Origin of the sequence: Rectinema subterraneum (assembly GCA_009768935.1) — a bacterium.
Lineage (GTDB): Bacteria > Spirochaetota > Spirochaetia > Treponematales > Rectinemataceae > Rectinema > Rectinema subterraneum.
Map to the genome: position 1 here is coordinate 1 of WESA01000020.1, position 24,222 is coordinate 24,222.

At 51.1% G+C, this 24,222-nt stretch carries 26 protein-coding genes and 1 tRNA gene; 13 read left to right on the plus strand and 14 right to left on the minus strand.

Annotated features, from left to right (window positions below):
- The coding region (locus GAP13_RS06585; protein ID WP_158907418.1) for a serine hydrolase domain-containing protein at positions 1 to 448 on the minus strand (448 nt) is incomplete at its 3' end.
- Between the two features lie 246 nt (positions 449 to 694).
- Between GAP13_RS06585 and GAP13_RS06590 the strand changes: the two genes are divergently transcribed.
- Positions 695 to 2,026, plus strand: coding sequence for a branched-chain amino acid transport system II carrier protein (locus GAP13_RS06590; protein ID WP_158907420.1), 1,332 nt, complete (start codon positions 695 to 697; stop codon positions 2,024 to 2,026).
- 16 nt (positions 2,027 to 2,042) lie between these two features.
- Complete coding sequence (locus GAP13_RS06595; RefSeq protein ID WP_241864304.1) at positions 2,043 to 2,927, plus strand: MBL fold metallo-hydrolase; 885 nt, start codon at positions 2,043 to 2,045, stop codon at positions 2,925 to 2,927.
- A 63-nt stretch (positions 2,928 to 2,990) separates the two neighbouring features.
- On the opposite strand, the gene GAP13_RS06600 is transcribed toward GAP13_RS06595, so the two are convergent.
- The 8 genes from GAP13_RS06600 to GAP13_RS13080 form a co-directional block, all read right to left on the minus strand.
- A complete protein-coding gene (locus tag GAP13_RS06600; protein ID WP_158907422.1) occupies positions 2,991 to 3,272 on the minus strand; it encodes a YkoF family thiamine/hydroxymethylpyrimidine-binding protein in 282 nt (93 codons plus the stop codon).
- Positions 3,273 to 3,276: 4 nt separating this feature from the next.
- Positions 3,277 to 4,275, minus strand: a complete 999-nt coding sequence (locus tag GAP13_RS06605; protein ID WP_222126168.1) for a class I SAM-dependent methyltransferase — start codon at positions 4,273 to 4,275, stop codon at positions 3,277 to 3,279.
- Between the two features lie 148 nt (positions 4,276 to 4,423).
- Positions 4,424 to 5,137 (minus strand): Sir2 family NAD-dependent protein deacetylase, encoded by a 714-nt coding sequence (locus tag GAP13_RS06610; protein ID WP_158907504.1) that lies wholly within the window; start codon positions 5,135 to 5,137, stop codon positions 4,424 to 4,426.
- 271 nt (positions 5,138 to 5,408) lie between these two features.
- On the minus strand, positions 5,409 to 5,540 hold the full coding sequence (locus tag GAP13_RS13260; RefSeq protein WP_306769195.1) for a hypothetical protein: 132 nt from the start codon (positions 5,538 to 5,540) through the stop codon (positions 5,409 to 5,411).
- A 39-nt stretch (positions 5,541 to 5,579) separates the two neighbouring features.
- Positions 5,580 to 6,122, minus strand: a complete 543-nt coding sequence (locus tag GAP13_RS13070; RefSeq protein WP_222126169.1) for a hypothetical protein — start codon at positions 6,120 to 6,122, stop codon at positions 5,580 to 5,582.
- A 48-nt stretch (positions 6,123 to 6,170) separates the two neighbouring features.
- Positions 6,171 to 7,049, minus strand: a complete 879-nt coding sequence (locus GAP13_RS13075; protein ID WP_222126170.1) for a DEAD/DEAH box helicase — start codon at positions 7,047 to 7,049, stop codon at positions 6,171 to 6,173.
- Between the two features lie 71 nt (positions 7,050 to 7,120).
- Entirely contained in the window at positions 7,121 to 7,462 is a 342-nt protein-coding gene (locus tag GAP13_RS06620) for a DUF1016 N-terminal domain-containing protein (protein ID WP_222126171.1), read from the minus strand.
- Entirely contained in the window at positions 7,387 to 7,683 is a 297-nt protein-coding gene (locus GAP13_RS13080) for a DNA methyltransferase family protein (protein WP_222126172.1), read from the minus strand. The genes GAP13_RS06620 and GAP13_RS13080 overlap by 76 nt, the downstream gene beginning before the upstream one ends.
- Before the next feature lie 265 nt (positions 7,684 to 7,948).
- Between GAP13_RS13080 and GAP13_RS06630 the strand changes: the two genes are divergently transcribed.
- On the plus strand, positions 7,949 to 8,497 hold the full coding sequence (locus GAP13_RS06630; RefSeq protein ID WP_158907424.1) for a GNAT family N-acetyltransferase: 549 nt from the start codon (positions 7,949 to 7,951) through the stop codon (positions 8,495 to 8,497).
- Between the two features lie 102 nt (positions 8,498 to 8,599).
- Here GAP13_RS06630 and GAP13_RS06635 read toward each other — a convergent pair whose 3' ends face one another.
- Complete coding sequence (locus tag GAP13_RS06635; protein ID WP_158907439.1) at positions 8,600 to 9,706, minus strand: helix-turn-helix domain-containing protein; 1,107 nt, start codon at positions 9,704 to 9,706, stop codon at positions 8,600 to 8,602.
- A gap of 78 nt (positions 9,707 to 9,784) precedes the next feature.
- Here GAP13_RS06635 and GAP13_RS13015 point away from each other — a divergent pair, with 78 nt between their 5' ends.
- Positions 9,785 to 9,958 carry a hypothetical protein gene (locus GAP13_RS13015; protein ID WP_186338828.1) on the plus strand — a complete coding sequence of 58 codons (174 nt, stop codon included), beginning with the start codon at positions 9,785 to 9,787 and terminating at the stop codon, positions 9,956 to 9,958.
- A 319-nt stretch (positions 9,959 to 10,277) separates the two neighbouring features.
- Here the strand turns inward: GAP13_RS13015 and GAP13_RS06640 are convergent.
- The 4 genes from GAP13_RS06640 to GAP13_RS06655 form a co-directional block, all read right to left on the minus strand.
- Positions 10,278 to 10,348, minus strand: a tRNA-Gly gene (locus tag GAP13_RS06640).
- Positions 10,349 to 11,043: 695 nt separating this feature from the next.
- A complete protein-coding gene (locus GAP13_RS06645; protein WP_158907441.1) occupies positions 11,044 to 12,084 on the minus strand; it encodes a zinc-dependent alcohol dehydrogenase family protein in 1,041 nt (346 codons plus the stop codon).
- On the minus strand, positions 12,081 to 12,656 hold the full coding sequence (locus tag GAP13_RS06650; protein ID WP_158907443.1) for an O-acetyl-ADP-ribose deacetylase: 576 nt from the start codon (positions 12,654 to 12,656) through the stop codon (positions 12,081 to 12,083). Before GAP13_RS06650 ends, GAP13_RS06645 begins: the two co-directional genes overlap by 4 nt.
- A gap of 72 nt (positions 12,657 to 12,728) precedes the next feature.
- Entirely contained in the window at positions 12,729 to 13,361 is a 633-nt protein-coding gene (locus GAP13_RS06655; protein ID WP_158907445.1) for a response regulator, read from the minus strand.
- Positions 13,362 to 13,517: 156 nt separating this feature from the next.
- Between GAP13_RS06655 and GAP13_RS06660 the strand changes: the two genes are divergently transcribed.
- The 9 genes from GAP13_RS06660 to GAP13_RS06700 all read left to right on the plus strand — a co-directional run bounded on the left by GAP13_RS06660 (position 13,518) and on the right by GAP13_RS06700 (position 24,218).
- Positions 13,518 to 15,872, plus strand: coding sequence for a Tex-like N-terminal domain-containing protein (locus GAP13_RS06660; RefSeq protein ID WP_158907447.1), 2,355 nt, complete (start codon positions 13,518 to 13,520; stop codon positions 15,870 to 15,872).
- A 136-nt stretch (positions 15,873 to 16,008) separates the two neighbouring features.
- A complete protein-coding gene (locus GAP13_RS06665) occupies positions 16,009 to 16,251 on the plus strand; it encodes a type II toxin-antitoxin system Phd/YefM family antitoxin (protein WP_158907449.1) in 243 nt (80 codons plus the stop codon).
- Entirely contained in the window at positions 16,248 to 16,646 is a 399-nt protein-coding gene (locus tag GAP13_RS06670; protein ID WP_158907452.1) for a type II toxin-antitoxin system VapC family toxin, read from the plus strand. The genes GAP13_RS06665 and GAP13_RS06670 overlap by 4 nt, the downstream gene beginning before the upstream one ends.
- Positions 16,647 to 16,864: 218 nt before the next feature.
- Complete coding sequence (locus GAP13_RS06675) at positions 16,865 to 17,383, plus strand: GNAT family N-acetyltransferase (protein ID WP_158907454.1); 519 nt, start codon at positions 16,865 to 16,867, stop codon at positions 17,381 to 17,383.
- 9 nt (positions 17,384 to 17,392) lie between these two features.
- Complete coding sequence (locus tag GAP13_RS06680; protein ID WP_158907456.1) at positions 17,393 to 18,526, plus strand: MBL fold metallo-hydrolase; 1,134 nt, start codon at positions 17,393 to 17,395, stop codon at positions 18,524 to 18,526.
- Positions 18,523 to 20,415, plus strand: coding sequence for a hypothetical protein (locus tag GAP13_RS06685; RefSeq protein WP_158907458.1), 1,893 nt, complete (start codon positions 18,523 to 18,525; stop codon positions 20,413 to 20,415). The genes GAP13_RS06680 and GAP13_RS06685 overlap by 4 nt, the downstream gene beginning before the upstream one ends.
- 160 nt (positions 20,416 to 20,575) lie before the next feature.
- Positions 20,576 to 21,613: a BMP family lipoprotein gene (locus GAP13_RS06690; protein WP_158907460.1), complete on the plus strand. Its 1,038-nt coding sequence runs from the start codon at positions 20,576 to 20,578 to the stop codon at positions 21,611 to 21,613.
- Positions 21,614 to 21,750: 137 nt separating this feature from the next.
- Positions 21,751 to 23,181, plus strand: a complete 1,431-nt coding sequence (locus tag GAP13_RS06695; protein ID WP_222126173.1) for an ABC transporter ATP-binding protein — start codon at positions 21,751 to 21,753, stop codon at positions 23,179 to 23,181.
- Positions 23,178 to 24,218, plus strand: a complete 1,041-nt coding sequence (locus tag GAP13_RS06700) for an ABC transporter permease (RefSeq protein ID WP_158907464.1) — start codon at positions 23,178 to 23,180, stop codon at positions 24,216 to 24,218. Before GAP13_RS06695 ends, GAP13_RS06700 begins: the two co-directional genes overlap by 4 nt.
- Positions 24,219 to 24,222: the final 4 nt, after the last annotated feature.

A 24,222-nucleotide genomic window follows, 5' to 3' on the forward strand; every position in this document is an offset into this window, starting at 1 on the left:
GCCCAAGCCCCTGCTGCAAAAGAATTTCAGATGTCGAAAGAGACGGAAGGCCCGAAGAATGCGTCAGAAGGTGGTGAATCGTGATGGGGCCACTTTCGGCGCTACCATCGAAGGCGCCGATGTTGGGGGCGCCATCGGGAGTGCCTCCGGTTGCGCGAAGTTTCAAAGGGATATAGCGCCCGGCAGGGTCTTCCAGCGTCAGCGCGCCCCGTTCAGCAAGCAATAGAACGGCAGTAGCCACAAAAGCCTTGGTGCATGAACCAATTCCATACAAAGTGTCAGCAGTTGCGGGCAAAAATCGCTCGCGATCCCGCCAGCCAAAACCGCCTCCATACACGAGCTCATCATCTTTCATGACCGCGACACTGTAGCCAGGCGTTTTAGTTTCGTGCATGGCTTCGGGGATATACTGTTCTATAAATTGCGCAGCTCTTTGTGTTTCTGTCATCTGCATTTGCTTCTAGTCCTTCAATTGCCGAGTGTTTTTGTATTTTAGTATATGCACCGGGCGAACGCTATGTCGGGCGCGAGTAGAGAACTGATTTAAAGAATCTGCTTTCAAGGCCAGCAAAATAGGGCTTAATCAGGATATAGAGACGATATTCAATATTTATGCTTGGTTTCTTTTTATTTATACCAAAAACAGTTGACATTGGCATATGCCAATTATACAATTCTTTTCAGGAGGCAATATATGGCTGATACAAAGAAACAAGCTCTTTCCTTTGGAGCTGTTCTCGTCGTTTCTGCGGCTGTTTTCTCCGGACATTTTGGAGTGGGTGACACCATTTTCCCTGCAATGCTGGGAAGAACTACCGGAGCTTCGTGGTTTATAGCGGCGCTCGGCTATGGTGTCGTGAACAGCTTCATGGTGTTTTTGGCCTACCTTGCTATATCAAGGCAGAATTATTCTCTTGTTGGCTTGACAGCAATGGTTCTGGGCAAAGGCTTTGCGATTGCGTATACCACGATCGCCGTCCTCATCATGGGACCAGTCTTCATACTGCCGCGTGTCAGTTCTGCGACGCATGAGATGGCTGTTGCGCAATTTTTCCCGTCGATTCCCATTTGGGTAACCCTTCTTGTCTATTTTGCTCTCAATTATTATTTTGCCTATAACCGCTCCAAAGTCATAGACAGAATAGGCAAATATCTGGCCCCTGCACTTATTGTTTTCATGATTATCCTGGTTATCAAAGGAATCTTTGCTCCTCTGTCAGCGGTTGCCTCAACAGGATCGTCTACCGCCTTCAGCGACGGCATCATTAACGGTTACAATACAATGAACGCCCTGGGAGCATCGATTTTCGGAATCTGGATTATCAACGAACTCAAGCGACGGGGTATCGAAGATGCGAAATCCCGAAGTTCCACCATCATTACGATAGGTATTTTTGCTGCCCTTGCTCTTCTTCTTACTTCAACTGGTCTTACCTATCTGGGTGCATCTTCAGGCGGGCTCTTTCCGGATGCGGCAATCGGAGTTCTCTCTGTTAAAATAGCGGAAGGTCTCTTGGGATACTTTGGCAAAATAGTATTTGCTGTCATTATCGCGCTGGCCTGCATTACAACCTCCGTAGGCCTTACCTCGGCAGCAGGTGATACCTTCGAGCAGATGAGCGGAGGCAAAATCAAGTACAAATTTACTGTAGCAGCCAGCAGTATCATTGGTTTTTTGCTGGGTCTCATAGGTCTTTCCAAAATTGTGGGCTATACGGTTCCATGGCTGATGCTCATTTATCCTGCCCTTGTCATTATTATCATCATGTCACTCTTTACTGACTTTCTCAAAGTCAAGCTTGCTACCCAGGCAGGCGTTCTCGTAGCGATACTTTTCAGTATAGGCGATTTTCTGGCGGGTCTTGGCATCGCAAATACGCCTTTCTCGATGCTGAATACAGCAATGCCTCTACGGAATCAAGCGCTCACTTGGCTCTTCCCGTCTATTGCTGCCATTGTGGTATTCCAGATTATCGCTGTCATAGGCAGAGGGAAAGAAGCGCAAGATGAAGCGGTCAAACCGTAGGGGAGAGGGAGGCTCTATGAATACAATGGACATGCTGGACAACTTGTCGGTCAGGGTAGTGGCTGAAGATTCAGTGATGTATGAGAGCCCCTTTTGGGGTCAACATGGAATTTCGCTTTATGTGACCGCGAGTAAAGATGGTTTTGTAAGGCATATTCTGATAGATGTAGGCCAGAGTCACGAAGCACTTCTCCACAACATGAGACTTATGGGGATCGATCCAGCCAGTATCGATGCTATTGTGCTCACTCATTGCCACTATGATCATACTCAGGGTCTGGCGGAAGTGCTGAGGGCAATTGGAAAAACCGATATACCCGTTATTGCCCATCCGGATCTCTTCAGGCTCAATTTCATCGACAAGCCTTATTTACGGCATGTAGGGATAACGTCAGATGATGCAAAATCAAACCTGGAGAAAATTGGTGCAGCCTTTTTCCTCACGGCGGATCCTCTCCAGCTTATGCCCGGGCTTGCAACGACCGGATATATACAGCGCCAGACCGATTTCGAGGAAGTGGGCATACCGCTCAAGACAATCGATACGCAGAATCACCTTGTCCAGGATCCCATGAATGACGATATATCGGTCATCGGGGCCGTAAAAGGGAAAGGGATCGTCATACTTTCCGGATGCAGCCACGCCGGGATTGTCAACATAACAAAACATGCCATAGCCATGAGCGGTATTTCAGAAGTTACCTCGATTATTGGTGGATTGCACCTTGTTGAAGCGCCTATGGAGAGGATTGCAAAAACGGTGGATGCTCTCGATTCGCTCGTCGTTGGCTCGATCTACGCAGGGCACTGCACCGGGTTCAATGCCCAAGTCGAACTCAGAAAGAAATTCGGAACGCGATTCATGCCTCTGCAGACAGGGAATTATTTCGAATACCCATGAGTTTCGGAGAGGGAGGGGGGCTTTGCGTGCCGCGAAGTCTTCTGGCTATGCCTCTAAAGGCCTCTAAAGGGAGCTTTTTGAAGAAGATTTATTTTGACTGAAATCAACTGGGCAGGCATTTGAAATGGTGGTGATGAGCACAAACTGGGTGGATCCGGCGAATTCCTCGATAATCCTGTCGAAAGCTTTGAAGATCGTTGCACTCTCGCCATAGGTGATGCTGCTCATGGGGCCAACCTGCACAGGAAGCCCGAAGCTTTCGATAATGTTGACTGCTTTTTGTATGAAGGGTGAAATATGCGCTTCTCTTATTGGATACATGGAAAATTGTACTTCAATAAGCATTTTGTCACTTCCTTTGTTCAGCTTTTTTGCCTGTGCCGACAAGGAGAGCACCAAATGGCACAAGGTGGTGTCTCCCAAAATGTTCAATAGCATCTGCTCTCTCTAGAATGAAATTTGGAGGCGAAGGGCTTAAGAAAACCGTCGATTTTACCTCAACGTTATTCACATATGTTGAAAGAAACTTTTTCAGCTCTCTATACGAATAAAAATGTGCCTCATCATAAAGGCTTTTTTTGAATAGCCCTTTTACTCTGCGTGATATGCCATACAGGGACCAGAGGTTGAGCACTCCAACGGCAACGATGCCCGAGGGTTTGGTGACACGAACCATTTCCTGCAAAAAGCGCTCAGGCATTTTTGAAAATTCAATGGAGGTCATTGCAAGCACTACATCAAAAGAATTATCCGGATAGGGGATTGCTTCGCCTAAACCGTACTTTACTTCAAGACCACGCTTTTCGGCTATTGCACGCATTTTTGGGGAAGGTTCGATGCCCTCGACGTTTGCACCTCGCTTCTGGAACTCTATTGCAAAGAGCCCTGTGCCTATACCAATTTCAAGCAGATGGATGCCACTCAATGCAGGCAGCGAATTCAACAACAGATCCAGCTCGAATGCAAACACTTTCCTGCCGGCAGGCGTCAAAAACCAGCTATCGTATTCGTTGGCAAAATCATCAAACAGCACTTTTGGGTCTGTGACCGGAGATGATGATCCGGCTTCCATGTCCAGATTATGATTATTTGCATGATAACAGACAAGAGCTTGCGTTTTATATAGATGAGCGCGCAATCTTCCAGCAACGAACCCGAATACCGATCCATGCTTCGAGATTCGAGGTGAATTCGGCGAAAAGGTCTTGCCTGATTGAATTTCGAGCGCCCTCAACTTCAGGCTCTCTTCGAAAACCACATCGATTTCCGTTCCGATATTGTCGCGCCAGAAATAGATGTATGCTTGAATCGACTCTTTGGCAGAAACGATAGAGCGTGTTTTGTGCAAGTCGCTGAAATATAATGCATTATTACTTGATTTTACAATTTGTCAGTTGAAGTTACAAAACGTAATGAATACAAGGAAGGGAAAATTTCAATGGCGGTGCGGCTGGGATAAAAAAATTGAAATACCGGCCCTGCCTGCTGCCCAGCTTTCAGCATTTCAGTTTCTTTTCAAGAAAATCGAAAACCGAGCCGAGATCGGAAAACCTGAGGCTGGCGGCGGCATCGAGATGGGTCGCCATATCATTGACGATCACGAGCCTGCCGCCATGTTCGAGGGTATATTCCGGAAGGGTCGCGGCAGGGTAGACGAGCAGGGTCGAGCCGAGGACGAGGAGCAGATCGGCTGAGCGAGCTTCTTCTATTGCTTCGGCGAGCGCTTCTGCGGGCAGGCTTTCGCCGAAAAACGTGATATCCGGCTTGAGCACGGCGTCACATTTTTTGCACCGGGGAATATCTCCTGCGCGGACAATTGCGGCCACTTCGCTGAAGGTCATGGACCAGGCGCACCTCGGGCAATGATGCAAGGACGGAGAGCCATGGATTTCGATGACGCGACGGCTTCCTGCTTTCTGATGCAGTAGGTCAATATTCTGCGTGATAATGGCTTTCAAAATGCCCCGCTTTTCCAACTCCGCGAGGACCTTGTGAACGACCGAAGGCTTCTTGTCGCCCAGCCCGTAGATGAAGTCCTTGGTCATCTTGTAATAGAAGGAGGGGTCCTGCCTGAAAATGTCGATATCGAAGATCTTGTCAGCATCGGGGGTCTTGTAGAGGCCGTTCTTGCCGCGAAAATCGCGTATGCCGGAGAGGGTGCTCACCCCTGCGCCGGTGAACGCGACGCAATGGCGGGACGCGAGTAGCATGTCGTAGAGGGCCTGGAGGTTTTCGGGGCTGGCGCTGTCACAGTCGCGAGATATTTGTGATTGTGATGTCATATTGTCAGTATAACAAAAAGGCCCGCTGTTTGCAGGCCATTCATCGAGAGCGACCGACGGGAGTCGAACCCGCTTCACGAGCTTGGGAGGCTCGCCGGCGACCGTATCATCCAAAATCAGCACGAATCATTTCGTGCGTCAAGGATCATCTCCTTTCCCCAGCAGGGTCATGGTAATTCCCCCAGGGGTACTTGCCTTGTTACAATACGCTCAAAAGCAGCTGCCAAGCAAAATATTGCGAATACCCTGTGCTCTCCATTGCCAACGCCATGGCTTTAAATTCGCGAGCTTTATCTTTTAAAAGCAAAATAGACTTTTTATCTTTGTCCACGATCGCTGATGAAAAATGCTTATATCGCTTCTAGCTCCATCAACGCTCCGCTGCGATATTCATGAATGTCTGATCATACTCTTCTTTGCGCAAGATGGTGTCATAGAGCCCGATGTCCTCGCCTTCGTGCCTGTCGATGCCGACGTATCGCAGGCTGGCATCCTCATAGCGCTTGAACTTGTAGACCGCGTCGTTCATGAGGGCACTGTTGAAGACGCCGAGGCTTATCAGAAGCTCAAAATCCTTCACGGTGAGTCCGGTCACCTTTTTGAAGAGGCCTGGCTCCAGCTGGGTGATGACATCCTTGAGGGTGCGCTCGCGGTAATCGGTCAGGTACATGAAGGCGGGAATCCGCGTCGCAAATTTGATGAGCTTTTCCTGAATTTGCCTGCGCTTGCTCTTGTATTCTTTTTCTTCTTCGCTGAGCTTGAGTTTTTCTTCCTTGGCGAGCTGGCGATCGTTGGCCTCGCGCTTGAGTTTTTTGACTGCCTCGGATTTGTTGATGATGGTCTCGATGTCCTGGTTCAGACTGCGGAAGCCTTCGATGCTCATAAGTGCCCGCATGGCTTCTTCATTGCTCATGAGCCGGCGCAGGGTATCGTTGTCTACATTTACCAGGAGGGCGCTTTCCTAGCGGCGGGCGAGCAGGGTGGCGGTGGTACCACTCATCGACATGTCGAGAATGCCTGCGGCATCGATGCGTTTCATGGAGCTGCCGTCATAGGCCAGCACCGGCAGGAAGCTGATGAATTCCTCGACCTTCTTCTCAGGGTTGGCTTCGTTGACATCCAGACGGCAGGCATAGTCGGCAATCTGCCTCAGGGCACGGTCAGGCGCAAAATCGAAGACGTAGCATTCCTCCTTGAGAATCAGCTCCTCGTTCGGCGATTGCCCGTCCGGATTCTTGAGCGTCCAAGGCGATTGCACCCGGAATGCAGCCTGGAAATAGGTTTCCGGGCTTGAGGAGTTGCGCAGCATGAAAATGCCGGTCCAGGGTCGAACCGTCACGCCGGTAGTCAGTTTTCCGCAGGAGAGCGTAATGGTCTTCGTCTTGAGGGGATCATCCATCGCCTTCAGTACCGGTTCCAGTGCCGCGACTCCGATTCCGGCAGCATTACCTGCGGCCACAACGACGGTGTAATCGTGATAGAACTTGTTCTGCCGTTGCGCCATAAGGTTGCGCATGGCATAACAGGACGCCACGCTTGGAAGGAACCATAGGGTATGGGTTAGCACATTAAGCAGCCGCGCATCGGAATATGGAAACGGCGGCTTTCTGGCCCCCATTTTCAGATTGTCCACCGTAGTTTCCAGAAATGATCCACGAATAAGGTCGAGCCACTTTTGAACTTCGTTTTCGTACTTAAATCGCGCGTCCTTTCCGATCCCCTCGGCGCGGAAAAACTCGTTCAGGTCAAACTCGTTGAACTCGCCAGAAGCGATGGCGCGGAATGGCGTGCCGGAAAGATAGAGGTTAGAGTGATCAGTGAAAACCGTGCCGCGGCTCATAGGCATAGATGGAGGGGATGTACGTCGAGGCGCGGAGGAAAGAATTCCTTACTCATCGATCAATACTCTTTTCAGCACACCAGATTTGTCTTTACCGAGTGCAAGCGATGCAACAGCATGCTTTTCATCTGACGCTTAAGCTCGCGCACGCTCCAGTGTTCCTTTTCGCATTGTCTGGTATAAAAACTGATTTCCAGGTCGTTGTCGGCTTTCAGGATTTCGGCATAATGGCTCCAGCTCAATTGTCCAGACAGCGTCTGGATATTTTGAACCTTGAGGTAGAATTGCTGAATCTGGAAAAGATTGGAGTTGCTGAATCCCTTGCCGAACTCCGCCGTCAGGTCCTGGGAAAGCCGATCCAGCAGGTCAGTCCCCTGCTCGGTTTTGGCACTGCCTTTCTGCTCGAATTCCACAATTTATCAATCATTTCTGTTCCTACAGTTATCTCTTTTCGTTCGTACTCGATCTGACTCTTTGCATAGCGGTCTTCTACGACGCGGAGCTTTCGTTTGAGGATTTCGGCAAGAAAATTGCCTGTCCCGCAGGCGGGTTCAAGAAAGCGCGAATCGATTTGTTCGGTCTCCGGCTTTACGAGGTCAAGCATGGCGTTGACTTCGCGCTCGCCGGTCAGCACCTCGCCATGGTTGGCAACCCTCTGTTTTGATTTTGCCTGCTTTTGCATAGCTTTAAATCCATCTTTCTATGGGAATATTATCATACACTTCAGCCTGGTGGGAGATGCCGCATTGTCTTCACAGAACGTTAGATTGTCGTTGGACCAATTTGCAATTTTCCATGGTTGCTGGGTGCTGCAATGAATAATAGTGCTTACGCAAATTCGTTATAGATTCTTATAATAGAATCTGGCGACAAGCCAAGAACAGCTCTTGGAGAATGAAATGAAGATCAAGATCGCTAACCTTACTGAAGAAAGCCTGCAAGATGCTCCTGAATGGGATGGCTATCCTTTTAGCTGCAAGTACTGCCTGTATTGGGAGTTCCCTGGAGAGTCCACAGGACCAATCGAACAATCGAAAGACAAAGCGATCCGCATGAAGACCGCTTGGTTGCAGAGAACGAATGAACATTTTGGCAATTGCGGCAAGATTGCGTACGTTGATGGAGTGGCAGAAGGGTACGCCCACTATGCACCGCCGGGATTTTTCCCTCGTGTTGCAGAATACCAAGCCGGGCCGCCAAGCCAGGAGGCAGTTCTAATCTCATGCCTTTTCATTCCTCGGCATCGATTCAGAAAATTGGGTCTGGGCTCGCAACTTCTTGACAATGTCCTTGCTGAGTTGAAACAAAGAGGGATCGGCGCAGTTGAAACTTTCGCCAGAAAGGGCAAGGCAGATAATCCATCTGGGCCTGCAGAGTTCTACTTCCGCAATGGGTTCAGGATATATCGAGATGACGCGGAGTATCCGCTGTTGCGTTTGGTTCTGTGATGAGCATGGATTATCTAGATGGCTTTTCTTGCACAATGCTTTTTCAGAATCCACTATTAATCAAGAAGGTCGATGCTGATTAAGTCGATGAGGACATTCGCGTCATGGATGAGCAGTGTCATTTTTCAGGAGCTCCTGACAACGAATATCTTCTATCGACGTGTTGGCAAGGTATGCTGCTTTTGATATCGATATCATCTCTTCGGAAATTGCCCTGTGAAGAAGTTGCTCGAAGCGCAGTGGATGCTCGTCGATTGGATAGCGGTTTGGCTCCTGTTTTCGCCAGTTTCTGGCACTTATTTCGCGGCTGAAAGATTCATAGACATACTCGGAGATAATTTCTTCCTGCTTCGCCCGGTACATGATGGCCTGCATTGAAATACCATATTGTTTCTTGAGTCTGTCAAGTTCAAAGAATGAAATCTCCGTGCGCTTTAAGCCCAATTCTTTTACAAGAACACCCCGGGGTAATAGGAATGCGCCTCCAAAAGAATGGCAAAGCTTCTCCCTCTCAGAATTGGATAGGGAATCGGAAAACTTCAGGGAGAGATGAGCAAACTCATGCAATGCAGTAAGACGTTTACGGTCGGATGGTGCATTTGAATTCAGAATTATGAATGGCGATTGCTTTACCCATCCAGAGAGCCCATCGAAGCTATCACTCCCGTTGATCTCGAGTACTCGTATGGAATGCTCTTCGAGGCAGTTGATTATGTAGCTAATCGGCTCTTCCAATCCGAAGCCCCAAGCCTTCCGAAGCTCCATGGCGGCTTTCCGAATATCATCAAGACTGGAGATTACATAGTCTGAAAGAGGGTTTGTGAAGGGGAGAGAAGCCGGGAAGAACGATTCAAGTTCGGCATATCGCTCGATAGTGTCTTTGATCCGGGCCTTTAGGGTTTCCATGGCTTTTTTACCCAAGGCAGCCTTTTTCCGGAAATTTATGGAGTCCACAGCTATTTCATATTTAGAAAAGAAATAATCAGGCTTTACTTCAAGAGCCTCACTCAAGGCGATGAGGGTTTCGCTGTCAGGAGACATGAGATTATTTTCGTATTTGCTGATGGCTTGCTTGGATACTCTATGTCCCATCTTGGCAACAAGAGCATCCATGGAAAGGCCAGCCATTATTCGGGCAGCCTTGAGCCTCTGGCCAAAAGATGACGGCATTGGAAAGTCCTCCTTTTGTTTACAAATATAATATATCAACCTTGACTTGTCTACTCAAAATATTTATTATTTACACAGACTCATATGAGTCATTTAAAACATAAAATGAGGTATCTTATGGCAACGAACCCTCCTTCTCACGATGGTCATCGAAATGGTGCTGTTCGCAAGCGTTCACAAGTTCATAACCCGAAAAATGACAACTGGACGAAAAGGGATAAAGAAACCGGCAGGTTCATTGATCAAAAACAGGATGGGAAACCGTTCAAAGGCGTGCGGAAAGAGAAGTAATTTACCACCCGGAAACAGTAACAATTATAATGTTTAACTATCAAGCTATGCTAAGCTTATTCCCATTTGACGAGCGCGATCGTGTAGTGCTCCCCGCTTTTCGGACCACTTGGGTAACAAATTTCTGTCGATGATGCGTAATTCAAGGCCATGTGCAGCTGTATTTCATTATAATACAATACACATGGTCTGAATTAAGAGAGGGGCAGAAAAACGCACAGGTACGAAAAAATCTTTGTGCAGTTCTGGATAAACAAGCAGCTTCGGCGTTCTTACAGTTGAAACATAATATTTGTGCGCAACCAATTTTTAAATCTAGAGCGACCGACGGGAGTCGAACCCGCTTCACGAGCTTGGGAAGCTCGGGTAATACCGGTATACGACGGTCGCGTTTTTCAATGTGCCGCTTTTCGCGGCAGGAATCAGAGGTAACCGTCGTGCTGCTCCGGCTATTGCCGGTTTGCCAGGCGCTGCGGTTCTCTGCATGCGCGCCGTCGCGGTACGACGGTCGCGTTTTTCAATGTGCCGCTTTTCGCGGCAGGAATCAGAGGTAACCGTCGTGCTGCTCCGGCTATTGCCGGTTTGCCAGCACTGGGGCCTCTGCATGCGCGCCGTCGCGGTACGACGGTCGCGTTTTTAAATTTGCCGCTTTTCGCGGCAGGAATCAGAGGAAACCGTCGTGCTGCTCCGGCTATTGCCGGTGTGCGAGCACTGGGGCCTCTGGGGGTGCGCCGTCGCGGTACGACGGTCGCGTTTTTAAATTTGCCGCTTTTCGCGGCAGGAATCAGAGGAAACCGTCGTGCTGCTCCGGCTTTTGCCGGTTTGCCAGGCGCTGCGGTTCTCTGCATGCGCGCCGTCGCGGTACGACGGTCGCGTTTTTAAATTCGTCGCTTCTCGCGACGGTATTAAGAGGTAACCGTCGTGCTGCTCCGGCAATTGCCGGTGTGCGAGCACTGGGGCCTCTGGGGGTGCGCCGTCGCGGTACGACGCGTACATTGCGCGTCGCTAATCGCGGCGCGCTGCGATTTGAAAATATAGCCGGCAGGCTGGGGCTTGGTCAAGGGCGCAGCGGCAACCTGCAGGGTTCAGAACGAGGTAATGACGTTGATCCCGGTACCGGGGAATTGGTCCATCTTATGCAGGAATTCGACACCCTGCGCGAGGGACAGGCGCGCGGTGATGAGCCGTTCAGGGTGGAGTTTGCCCGCAGCGATCATGCCAAGGAGTACACTATAGCGATGCGCTTGAATGCCGTGGCTTCCGTAGATTTCCAGTTCGCGGGCTACCACGAGGTCCATGGGAATTTCCGGATGGCTCTGGTCAGCGAGCATGAGGCCCACCTGCACGTGATGCCCGCGCTTGGCTAAGCAAGCAATAGAATTGAAGCAGGTCTGTCGGCTTCCCAGAGCATCCATGGAAACGTGCGCTCCTCCTCCAGTGACGTCGCGGATTGCGGATAGGACATCGGGGACTTCTCGCGAATTGATCACGACTTCCGCACCGAGTTCCCGCGCCATGGCAAGCTTGTCGCTCTGGATATCAATCGCGATGATTCTGGCACCCATCGCTGCAGCAATCATGATGGCGGACAGGCCGACTCCTCCGCAACCATGAATGGCTACCCATTCGCCCGCGCGAACTTTTGCCTGGGCTTCCAGGGCACGAAAGGCTGTCGCAAAGCGGCATCCGAGGCTCGCGGCTGTGGCTGAATCTATCGCGTCGGGAAGCCGCACGAGGTTCATGTCGGCATAGCGGATAGCGACGAATTCAGCAAACGAGCCCCAATGGGTGAATCCGGGCTGAAACTGGTTGTCGCAAACCTGCTGATTGCCGGTGAGGCAGGGCGTACAGTGCCCGCAGCCGGCTACAAATGGCATGGTCACCCGGTCGCCTATTTTCCAGTTCTGCACGCTTTTTCCTACCTCGACGATGGTTCCTGCCAGTTCGTGTCCTGGCACGTGGGGAAGCTTGATATCAGGATCGTGTCCTTGCCATCCATGCCAGTCGCTTCGGCATATGCCTGTGGCATCAACAGCAAGGACAACGCCTCCGTCAGGGGCTTTTGGGTCAGGGACTTCCGAGATGGTGAGCGGCGCTCCAAATTCGGCGAATACTGCTGCTTTCATACGATACTCTTATTTTCTGTGAGTTTGTTTTCATTCATGAATAGCGCCGCGTCCGCCTCCGAAAAAAATACGAACCAGATAACGCGCGGCATAGACGCAGGGGAGCCCGCTAGAAACTCCTGCACGGTTTTCCATGCGATGCGCGCCGCGCGGACTTTTGGAAAGCCATAGATGCCTGTCGAAATTGCCGGGAAGGCGACGCAGGCAAGGCCTTCGCGCGCGGCTACCGCCAGGGATTCGCGATAGCATGATTCAAGGGTCTCGTCTTCGTGATGCTCCCCGCCGCGCCATATGGGGCCGACGGTATGGATGACTCGCTTAGCGGGGAGGCGGCCTGCGGTTGTGGCGACGGCGCGGCCGGGAGGAAGGCCTTCTTTGAGGGGGCCAGCACGGAGCGTGCGGCATTCTTCGAGAATTTGGGGTCCTCCAGCGCTATGAATGGCTCCATCGACACCGCCTCCGCCAAGAAGGCTCGAATTCGCCGCATTGACGATGGCGTCACATTCAAGCGTGGTGATATCGCCAACCGCTACAATGCAGCGACCATCGGGAGAACGATACAATGTTTTCATAGTGGCGCCCTCCTTCTTTTATCCATTCAGCACCTTGAGAACGTGCCGCAGCCAAGGCTGCGGGTTGCAACCTTATTCTTCGATCTTTCCCTGCTGGTTTTTGCGGGCTTCGAGCAATTCTCTTATTTTTGCGATGAGCGCGTCGAAGTTGAGGGGCTTGGCAAAGAAGGCATCGGCGCCGGCTTCCATCATTTTGGGCTGTGCTTCTTCCTGAGCGATACCGGTCATGGCGATAACAGCTGGCTGCCCAAACGATTCGTCCGACCTAATTTTCTTGCAGAGAGAAAAGCCATCGACGCCGGGAAGGTTCAAGTCCAAAAGCACGATTGCCGGATGCCGCTCGGCAATGATTCGCCCCGCCTCAAAGCCGTCGAATGCCTGCGCGACGCGCAATTCTTCGATTTTTCGCTCGAGGAGCCGCTTAAGGATAGTATTGAGGTCTTTGTCGTCGTCGACGATAAGGGCAAGGCCCAGGTCAACCGGCATGGTGAGATCTTCATGCAGTTCTTCAGGGATGCGCATGTCACGCTCTTTGAGGAATGTAACGAGGTCTTCTGCATAGACGCGGTATTGCCCGCCGGGGGTGGTGAATGCTTTGAGATGACCTGCTCGTATCCAATTTATTGCTGTTTGATTGACTACTCCACACAGTTTGGCGATTTCGAGTGCGGAGAACGTGCGCACTTTCTTGTCAAGTTTGCCCATTTGCTGCCTCTGTCTTCAATAGTATACAGAAAGAGTCTTTTGGAATCTATAAAAAGCATATTCTATTCATGCAAGAAAATCCATAGAATAAATGCACAAACATAGCAGGCTAAAGTCCTTGCAATTTTCCCTTTTTTCCCGTACCGTACGGTCACTATGGAAGCAACGACAGTTTTGGATTCGAGCAGCATTGAGGCGCTCACTATCGATGAATCCGGAATCGCGCAACGCATTGCTCAGGAGTTGGCAATTCGTCTTTCGCAGGTTATGGCGGTCTTGAGCCTTTCGGCAGAGGGCTGCACGATTCCCTTTATAAGCCGCTATCGCAAGGAGCGAACGGGTAACCTCGACGAGGTGCAGGTTCGCGATTGTATCCAAAAGTTCCAAAGTTACAAAAATCTCGAAGAGCGAAGGCTCGAGGTGCTGAAAGGCATCAATGCGCTCGGCAAGCTCGATGCGTTTCTCTACGAGAATATTCAGAAAGCAAAGACCCTCGCGGAGCTCGAGGACCTCTGGGCTCCGTTCAAGAAAAAGAAAAAGACGCGGGGCATGCTCGCGCAGGAAAAGGGCCTGGGGCCGCTTGCTGAGCTCATGGCAAAGGCACCGCTGGAAGAGGTACTGGCCGCGGCGCCTTCTTTTGTGCGCTTGGATGATGAGCATCCCGAGCTATCGGTACCGAGCGCTGAGGAAGCGCGGGCCGGAGCTCGCGATATTCTTGCGGAGAGGCTTTCGCAGGATGCAGAGATTCGCGCGTACGTCAAGCATGTGGTCATGCAGAATGGTGTGCTTTCGGTGAAAGGCATCGGCGAGGAGGAAAAGCGCGAGCAGTCCACCTACCAGATGTACTGGGATTACAAGGAGCCGCTCTCGACACTCAAGCATCATCGGGTGCTGGCTGTGAATCGCGGAGAGCGCGAGGGCGAGCTCGATGTGTCGATCGAAATCGATGATGTGCTCGTGGAGGAGCTCGTGCTGGAGCGGGTTCGACCTGCGAATGCCCAGCACAAGGAAGCCTTGGCCGATGGGCTTGCGCGGCTTCTTTTGCCGGCTGTGCGGCGGGAAATCCGCTCGGACCTCACAGAGAGCGCAGAGATGCACGCCATCGATGTGTTCAGCACGAATCTGCGCAATCTTCTCATGCAGCCCCCCTTGCGGGGCACGCGCGTGCTCGGTATCGATCCGGGCATCCGGACGGGAACCAAGTGCGCGGCGCTCGACGAGACCGGCAAGTTCCTCGACTATTTCGTGATCAACCAGGAGACGAAGCCCGATCAAGGCAAGAAGGATGTGGCCGCTGCAGTGACCAAGCACAAGCTTTCGGTCATTGCGGTCGGCAATGGTACGGGGAGCCACGAGGTCCAAAAGCTAGTGGCCGAAGCAATTGCGGAGAACCATCTCGACTGCCGATTTGCGGTTGTGGATGAGGATGGCGCTTCGGTGTACTCGGCGAGCGACCTGGCGCGCGAGGAATTTCCTGAGCTCGATCTGACGATTCGAGGGGCTATTTCCATTGGGCGGCGCCTGCAAGACCCGCTTGCGGAGCTCGTCAAGATCGATCCAAAGAGTATCGGCGTGGGGCTCTACCAGCACGATGTGAACCAGAAACAGCTTGCGGATCGCCTGGATGAAGTCGTGAGCTCGGTGGTGAACCAGGTGGGCGTGAATCTGAATACGGCGAGTTATTCGCTCTTGAAGTATGTGTCGGGTATCAACGGGAGCTTGGCCAAAAAAATCGTCAAGTTCCGCGATGCGAGCGGCGTGATTCGTAATCGCTCACTGCTCAAGGAAATACCGGGGCTTGGGGAGAAGACATTCGAGCAGTGCGCGGGCTTCCTCAAGATTCCGGAGGGCGACAATCCGCTCGACAATACCTGGGTGCACCCCGAGAATTACGCGCTCGCGGCGGAAATCCTGCCCATCGTAAAGTCTGGCCGCGATCCTTCCCGCGAGGAACGGGCGGCGCTCAAAGAAAAATACGGCGTCGGCGATATCACGCTCGACGATATCATCACCGAGCTCAAAAAACCGAACCGCGACCCGCGCGAGGATCTGCCGCCGCCGCTTCTGCAGCAGGGAGTGCTCTCGTTTGAATATTTGCAGCCAGGCATGAAGGTGAAGGGCAAGGTCAAGAACGTGGTCGATTTCGGCGCCTTTGTCGACATCGGGATCAAGGAGAGCGCGCTCATCCATGTGTCGGAAATGGGTGACCGCTTTGTGAAAAACCCGATGGAAGTGCTGCGCGTGGGCGACCTCAAGGAATTCACGATTATAAGCATCGATCCGGTGCGGCGGCGCATCGGGCTTTCGCTGCGGAGTGATGCGAAGGTGCAGGCAGGAGGGGTTCAGGCGAATGCTGAAAAGCCAAAGGTGGTCACTGACTCGAGGACGAATCTTGCTGGCAGCGCGACAACAAGCGAAGGAAGACGGGCAGACAAACGGCACGCGCCACGGGAACCCGAAGGCGACGGCATGACCTACAATCCGTTCGCAGACCTGCTGAAAAAGAGATAGCAAAGAGAGCGGTGTTGGCGCTGGGCAGGCTGCTAAAATGACCGAGCAGGGGCCTGTGCTTGGGCTGTGCGCTGCTGCCGTCAGGTTTTTAACTTGATAACTTGACAAGTTGAAATATTCTCAATATTTTGATGCTATGAAGAACTTGTCCGTCGGCGAACTCAAAAATCAATTCTCCGAAGTGCTGGAAAAGATACAAAAAGGAGAATCGTTTGGTATTCTATACGGCAGAAAGAAAAAGCCCATTGCTATGATTGTTCCCTATGCTGAAAAAACCAAGAAAAGCAAACGGCAGATCGGCCTGCTCGAAGGCAAAGTGGATATCCGCTTTGCTGACGATTTCAAGATGACCGAAGAGGAATTGTTAGGGCAGCAATGAACTATCTTCTTGATACACATGTATTTTTATGGGCGCTTACAAAAACGGAAGAACTTTCGAGAAAAGCAAAGGAAGCCATCGAAAATCCCGGCAATGAAATTTATATCAGCGCAATTTCATTTTGGGAAATCTCAATAAAGACCCGACTGAAGAAACTGGATTTGGGCCCGCTGCGTCCAGATGATCTGCTTCAGTATGCAGAAAAAATGGAATTTCAAGCTATAAGCCTCACACCAGAAGAAGCAATGACCTATTATAAACTCAATGAAAATTCGCATAGCGACCCATTTGATCGAATGCTTGTCTGGCAAGCAATTTCCAGAAATATGGCGTTGATAAGCAAGGACAACGAATTCGCAAAATTCATTCCGTATGGCCTTACGCTTGTTTGGTGAAGGCAGTTGATAAAGGTACGCCGCGCAAGGCTTGGACATACTGCATGATTTCCAGCTTTGCGCCTTGCATCCTCTGTTCCCCTTCAGTATAATCATGATTGCCCTCGTGCGAATGCTCGGTGTCGGTTTTTGTGCCGCCTTTTCCCCCAACCCCAGCGGCCAACCCTACCCCCCGATGCCGACGTTGCACGAGGGTTTTGTGTAGTTTGGAGGCCGCAATGGAAACGCATCACGTGCCCGGTGCGCGGCAGGAAAATCGCGCTGGGTCTCCATCCTTGAGCGGACGCGCCCTTATGATCCGCAGCGCAACACTCGAGGACAGCCCCGCGCTCGCGTCCTTGGCTGGCCAGCTCGGCTATCCCGCGAGCCCGGAAAAGGTTCGCGAGCGCCTTCCGCGGTATATTGGCGCACCCGAGGCTCGCGTCATCGTCGCGGAGCATGAGGGGCAGGTTATCGGCTGGACAAGTATCGAGGTTGTCGACCATTTCTATCTCGACAAGTTTGCGGAGATTTCGGGCTTTGTCGTCGATGAGCGGTTTCGCGGGCAAGGGGTAGGGCATGCGCTCATGCAGGAGGCAGAGCGCTGGACCGCCGCGCATGGGCTCAGCACTTTGCGGCTCAAAACCAATGTCGTGCGCGAAGATGCGCACCGATTCTACGAAAATCTCGGCTTCGAGCGGACGAAAACGCAGTATACCTATGTGAAGAAGCTTGCGCGGCTTGCGGCTGACCTGTAACAATACAATATGGCTATCAATTTTGAGCGCCTTGCGGGGAATACGTTCGTCGCGCGAGGCCCGACCAATATTGGGCTCTATATTTGCAGGCGTGAGGGTGTGCCGGGTGAAAGTGTGCTGGCAGAAGGCGTGCCGATCGAAGCCCAGTCGGGAAAAGCTGCGTCGCAGGCCCACGGCGGATCGCGTGCCTTCCTCATAGATTCCGGCGGCGATGCGGATGCGGGTAGGCGGATTCTGCGCGAGTGTGAGCGGCTTGGCGTGCATTTGGCTGGAATCATCAACACGCATTCGAACGCGGACCACTGCGGAGGGAATGCGTTTTTGCAGGCTCGAATTGGCTGCGCGGTCTGCGCGACCGAGGCCGAGGCAGCATTTCTCGGCTATCCTCTGCTCGAGACTTCGTTCCTGGCCGGCGGCTACCCTCAAAAAGCATTGAAAAACAAGTTTCTTATGGCGCCTGTTTCGCGGGCGACGCATATTCTGAATCCGCCCTGTGCGCTCTCTCTTGATGCCGAGGGGCAGATTCAAATGCGCACGCTTTTTAAGGGCCAAGTTCAGGTGCGGGCGCTTCCTGAGGGAGTTGTCAGCGGGGAGCCAGCCCCTCGCGCAGAACCAGAGTCCCAAAGCGATCCGCAGTCAGAATGCCGTATCGTTTCCTTGCCAGGCCACTATTTTGGCATGGTCGGGGTGATGACGCCCGACAGGGTATTTTTCGCTGCAGATGCGCTCGCAGGCAAGCCGATTCTCGAGAAGTACCACATTTTCTTTTTCTATGATCTCGCTGCTGAGCTCGAGACGCTCGCGATGCTTGAAACAATCGAGGCGGACTGGTTTGTGCCCTCGCACGCCGAGCCAACGCAGGACATACGACCGCTTGTGGAGCTCAACCGGCGCAAAATTAACGAGATAGCTGATGTAATTGTGGGGTTGTGCGCAGGCGGCCAAGATGTACGGGAATCTGGCGGTCACTCTCTGGAAGATATCTTCGCCGGGGTATGCGCGCACTATGGCATCTCGCTCGACGATAATCAGCATGTGCTGGTTGGATCGACGATTCGTTCGTATTTGTCCTGGCTTTCCAATCAGGGACGGCTGGAATATTCGTTTATCAATGGTAGAATGATCTTCAAGGTGAAACAATGAGCAAAAAGAAAGCAAATCAGGCGCGAGGCTGCACAAGAAATTTCAATAAGCGCGTTGCAGCAGGCTTTGGACGCACAGCTATGCTTGTTGCGCTTCTCTTTTTGATTGCAGGCGGGTCAGGAACTGCATTTGCCCAAGGGCACCTGGCGGTGGATCTGGGGCACCCGGTGTATTCAGTCATTGAAACCGCAGAGCTGCGCGGGGTGGTCACGAGGCTCTCTTCGGTGAAACCCTACACAAGCCAGCAGGTGGCCGAGCTCCTGGCTCAGATGCTGGGGCACATGGAGGCATTTTCACCATCTGAACAGGCACTGATCCAGCACTATGCCAAAGAATTCAAGGCCGGCAAAGGCGTTGAGCAGGCGCTCTGGCAGGATGCCGCTGGTACAGCGCGGGCTGGAATCCGTGTCGAGGCAACAACTCGCTTCGGTGTTGGCGAGCTTGTCGATTTGATGGATGGTTCGGGTGCGACGGCGCTCAAGGACCTGTGGCATATCAATTCGCGATGGGTGCCGTATTTGGCGGGCGAGCCGCTGCCATGGCTCTCGATGAAGGGCGAGGCGGGCTTCACCTTCGACAAAATCGAGAAAAATTTATATTTGCCATACGAATTTACGAAAGAGTGGGATGCGGGCCATATCTGGCTTGGGACGCCTCGCTATTCAGATGGCACGCTCGACTATCCCACGGCGAGCTACGATATCCGCGAAGATATCGCTGCGGAGACCGATTCGGGCTCGCTGATGGTGCGGCTTTCGCGCTTCAGGCGGGATTGGGGCATCGGCTCGGGTTCGTTCTCGCTCTCGGGGACGGCGCGGCCCTTCGTGGGCTTCGAGACGGTGTTTCGCCCCTCGAAGTTCTTTGCAATTTCGGGGCTCGTGGGCTCGCTCACGAATTGGGAGAAGGGAGAGAATGAGAAGAGCACAATAACATCATTAATTGCTGATACCAATGGTGATGGCTTAATAAACAATCTTGATACGCCCGTATTCTCAGCCCTTTCCTACCAAAAGATGCTCGGCCTCCAGCGCATGGAGCTCTTCCCATTCGACTGGCTGACGATTTCTGCGACGAGCACGCTGGTGGGCGCAAAGCGCTTCGAACTCGGGTATTTCTCGCCGCTTTTGTTCTCGGTGATGTACCAGAACCAGCTCGCCGATGTCGACAATCTCGGTGTGCAGGTGGACGGGCAGATTCTCGTGCCGCGGATCGGCAAGTTCTATGCGTCGTTCTATGCGGATGAGATGGAAATCACGAACCTTTCGGAGCTCTTCACCAAAGTGCGCAACATGTTCGCCCTGCAGGGCGGCGTGAAGGTGCCGATTCCCGGGCTGTCCTTCGCGACCGTCACGGCACAGTACACCAAGATCGAGCCTTTCGTGTACTCGCACTATGCGACCTGGTACCCGGATTACAGGCTGCGCGTGGATACTTCGTATACGCAGGATGGGGAGAACCTCGGCTATTACCTTCCGCCAAACTCAGACGAATTTTTGGTCAATCTTGAAGCGATGCCCGCGCCAGGCTGGCGTGTGGGGCTCAAATACCGCTTTGTGCGGCATGGGGACAATCCGCAGGCGGACTGGGATAACCACTTGCCGGAAATTTTTGGCGATGTCAACAAATACATGGATTATAATCAATTATATTCCTACAATAAGAATTTCCTCCACGATGGCATCTACGACTACAACCATATCGGCACAATCAATGTAAGCTGGAAGCCGACCCAGCCGCCAAAGCTTCTTGGCGCTTCGATCCCCTTCGAGCTCAGCGCGGGTTATGGGCTATCCTACACCTGGTGGGAGGATGGGACAGGCGCAGGCAGGCCAGTTTCCGCCCCGCAGTGGAAGAATGTGCTCACAATGTCGGTGAAATTGTTTTTGTAGAGCGGGAGCTGTGCTGCTCTTGAGCCTAAGGTTGATACATAGCATTTCAAGTTTTCAGTAAATTTTGATTGACAATTCCGAAGGAGCAGTCGTATAATTCTTGCTAAGCTTGTATAACAAGTTCGATAGAACGTCTAACAAGCCAAAGGAGCACGATGGTATGAGAAGAATAGGCATATTCGCGGTTGTGTTGCTGGTCGCTGCGAGTGGTTTTACATTTGCGCAATCTTCTTCGCCGACTCGGGTTGGATGCATTCTTGGTGTCGGTGGTCTGGGGGATCTCTCTTTCAATGATCTCGTCTATGCGGGTCTTCAGAAAGCGCAAAAAGAGCTTGGTATTCAGTTCGATTATGTTGAGCCACAATCGATTTCAGATTTCGAAACCTATCTGCGGAAAATGGCTTCAATGAAGACCTACAGCGTCATCATTTCGGTCGGGTACGACCAGGTCGACCCGCTTACCAAGGTTGCGCCTCAATTTCCCGGCCAGAAATTCGCCATTATTGATGAAAGTCTGAATTTGCCGAATGTGGTCAGTTATGTTTCCAAGGAAGAAGAAGGCTCCTTCCTGGTTGGTGCACTTGCCGGCTTTCTCAAAAAAGCAAACACAGCGAAGAATCCAACCATCGGCTTCATCGCCGCGCTTGATATTCCCTTGCTCGATAAATTCTATGCAGGGTATGAGGCGGGCGCCCGCTATGTGAATTCTTCGGTCAAAGTGATTGCGAACTATATTGGTGGCAATGCTCCGTTCAGCGATATTACTACGGCAAAGGAAATCGCTCTGAAACAGTTCAACCAGGGAGCGGATATCATTTATCACGCCGCAGGCGGTTCGGGTCTTGGTGTTTTCCAGGCTGCCAAGGAAAAGAATTTCTATGCTATCGGCGTGAATTCGAATCAGAATCCCATAGACCCCAATCATATCATTGCAAGCATGCTCAAAAGAGTCGATACCGCAGCATACAAAATTGCAGTAGCGGCTAAGCAGGGCAATCTGAAGACAGGCAAGACGGTCATACTAGGCCTGGCTGATGGTGGCATCGATTACACCGTCGAAGGAAGCAAGGTTACTATTGATCCAAAAATTCTCAAGGCTGTCAATGATATAAAGCAGTCAATTATTGATGGGAAATTGACTGCTCCTGACACACATGCCAAAGTGGAAGCGTTTTTGAAAGCGAATACATATAAATAAGGCCTGCAGCTTGTAGCGAGAAAATACTGCGGGATTCTCCCCTTCCCGCAGTTTTTTTATAAATGAGGTAACAAATGCCGGCGATACTGATGAAGCAGATAAGCAAAGCCTTCGACAGGCTCAAAGCGCTTGATCATGTGGATTTTGAGGTTGACGCGGGGGAAGTACATTGTCTTCTCGGTGAAAATGGTGCGGGCAAATCTACTCTCATGAATATTCTGTATGGGCTATATCACGCTGATGCGGGAGAAATATATATCCACGGGAAAGCGGTTCACATTGCGAATCCCAAAATTGCGCAGCAATACCATATCGGTATGGTACATCAGCATTTCATGCTTATTGAGTCGATGACTGTCTTGCAGAATATCATCCTCGGGAATGAAGCCGGCAGATTTGCAATCGATTATGCTGAAAATAGATCACGAATCGATGAGCTGGAAAGATTGTATCATTTTGATTTTGATCTGGATAAACCGATTTCGGTCCTCAGCGTTGGAGAAAAGCAAAGAGTAGAAATTTTCAAAGCACTCTATCGTGGGGCAGATATTGTTATTCTAGATGAACCGACTGCGGTTCTAACCCCTCAGGAAGTAGATGTACTGTTCCGTATTCTCGATGACATGCGAAAACAGGGTAAAACAATTATTTTCATTACCCATAAATTGCATGAAACCATGGTGCTTTCTGATCGAGTCACTGTACTACGTAATGGCAAGATAATCGGTTCACTTCGTACTGAAGAGGTTACACCGAAAATTCTCGCAACAATGATGGTTGGGTATGCAATAGATTTCGACATTGTTAAAAGTACCTTCAAGCCGGGTAAGCCTGTGCTGGAACTTCGGCAATTGAAGGTGCTGGCAGCATCGCATGCGACCATTTCTCTGCAAGTCCGGCAAGGGGAGATATACGGCATTGCGGGCGTTGACGGAAACGGCCAGCAGGAGCTTGAAGGCATTTTGGCAGGGACAGCGAAGCCCTTGTCTGGTCGGATAATTTTTAATGGAGAAGATATTACCGCTATGCCAGCAGCGAAACGAAAAGCAAAAGGGATAGCTCTCATACCTTCTGACAGACTTCAGAATGCAATTTTGCCGGGTATGCCGATCATTGACAACTATCTTCTTGGATTCCAGCACAACAGCATGTTTTCTCATTTTGGCATATTGCGATTCAATGTTCTGAAAAAGCATGCCGACAACATGGTCAACCAATATTCCATTAAAATTTCCGCTCTGGAGCAGCCCATTTCACAGCTTTCGGGGGGCAATCAGCAGAAAATCGTCTTCAGCCGAGAAGCTGGCCTTAATCCTTTGCTGCTGGTTGCAGTGCAGCCCGTTCGAGGCCTGGATATTGGCGCAATCGATGCAATTCATCGTCAATTGCTGCAATTGCGCGACAGAGGGAAGGCAATTTTACTCATTTCTACGGAACTTTCTGAAATCATGGAAATGAGCGACACCATTGGGGTGCTGTATAAAGGCGAACTTATCGCTCAACGCAAAGCGGGAGAAGTTACCATAGAGCAATTAGGGCTTTTCATGGCAGGGGAGAGACCCGAATGACAAGAAATCGGAAGTATCTGGAAGATGTGGGGTTTTCTCTTGTTGCAATCTTGCTATCCTTCCTGCTTGTTGCGGTCATCATGCTCATCCTCGGCTATAATCCGATCGAAGCGTATAAAGCACTATTTGAAGGAGCTTTTGGTTCTTCGTATTCGCTTTCTTTGACCTTGAGCAAAAGCGTGCCGCTTATATTTGTGGGGCTTGCGGTGGGATTTGCTCTTCAGGGTGGCTTATTCAATATCGGCGGTGAAGGACAGATTTATATCGGAGGATTTGTAGCTGCAATAACCGGCTTGCTGCTGTCGCACACAATTCCGGCTTTCATTACATTGCCTGTCGCCGTATTGAGTGGAATGGCAGGCGGTTTTTTATGGGGCGGCACAATCGGACTTATAAAAGCCAAACTGAACATCAATGAAGTCATTGTAGCCATAATGATGAATTACATAGCCCAGCTCATGACTTCCTATTTTGTAAACGGCCCGTTCATTGCTGCCAAAAGCATGACTCCGCAGACTGAAATCTTGCCTTTGAATCTTCAACTACCCAAAATCATACCGAATACGCAATTGACCACAAGCCTGTATATTGCCTTGATCATGTGCGTCCTATATGGCTTTGTCATGAAAAGGACTGTATTTGGCTTTGAAGTGAAGGCCATGGGCAATAATTTGCACTCGGCTGCGACAGGCGGCATCTATGTAGCAAGAAACACTGTTCTCATTATGGCACTTTCAGGTGCCTTGGCGGCGATGGCTGGCATTTTTGAAGTATTTGGCACATATGGAAGATTCATTGACGGTTTTTCTTCTGGTATCGGATTTACCGGCATTGCAATCGCGTTTATCGGGCAGAGCACTCCCATCGGAATTATTCTCGCGTCGCTATTGTTCGGTAGCCTGCAAGCCGGCGCTATGCAGATGAGCATGATGGCAGGCATATCCGCGAACATAAATAATGTAATCCAGGGTCTGGTGATTGTATTTATCGCAACTCCGAACATTATCAGATTTGCATTCGGCAAACGGAGGTCATAAAGAA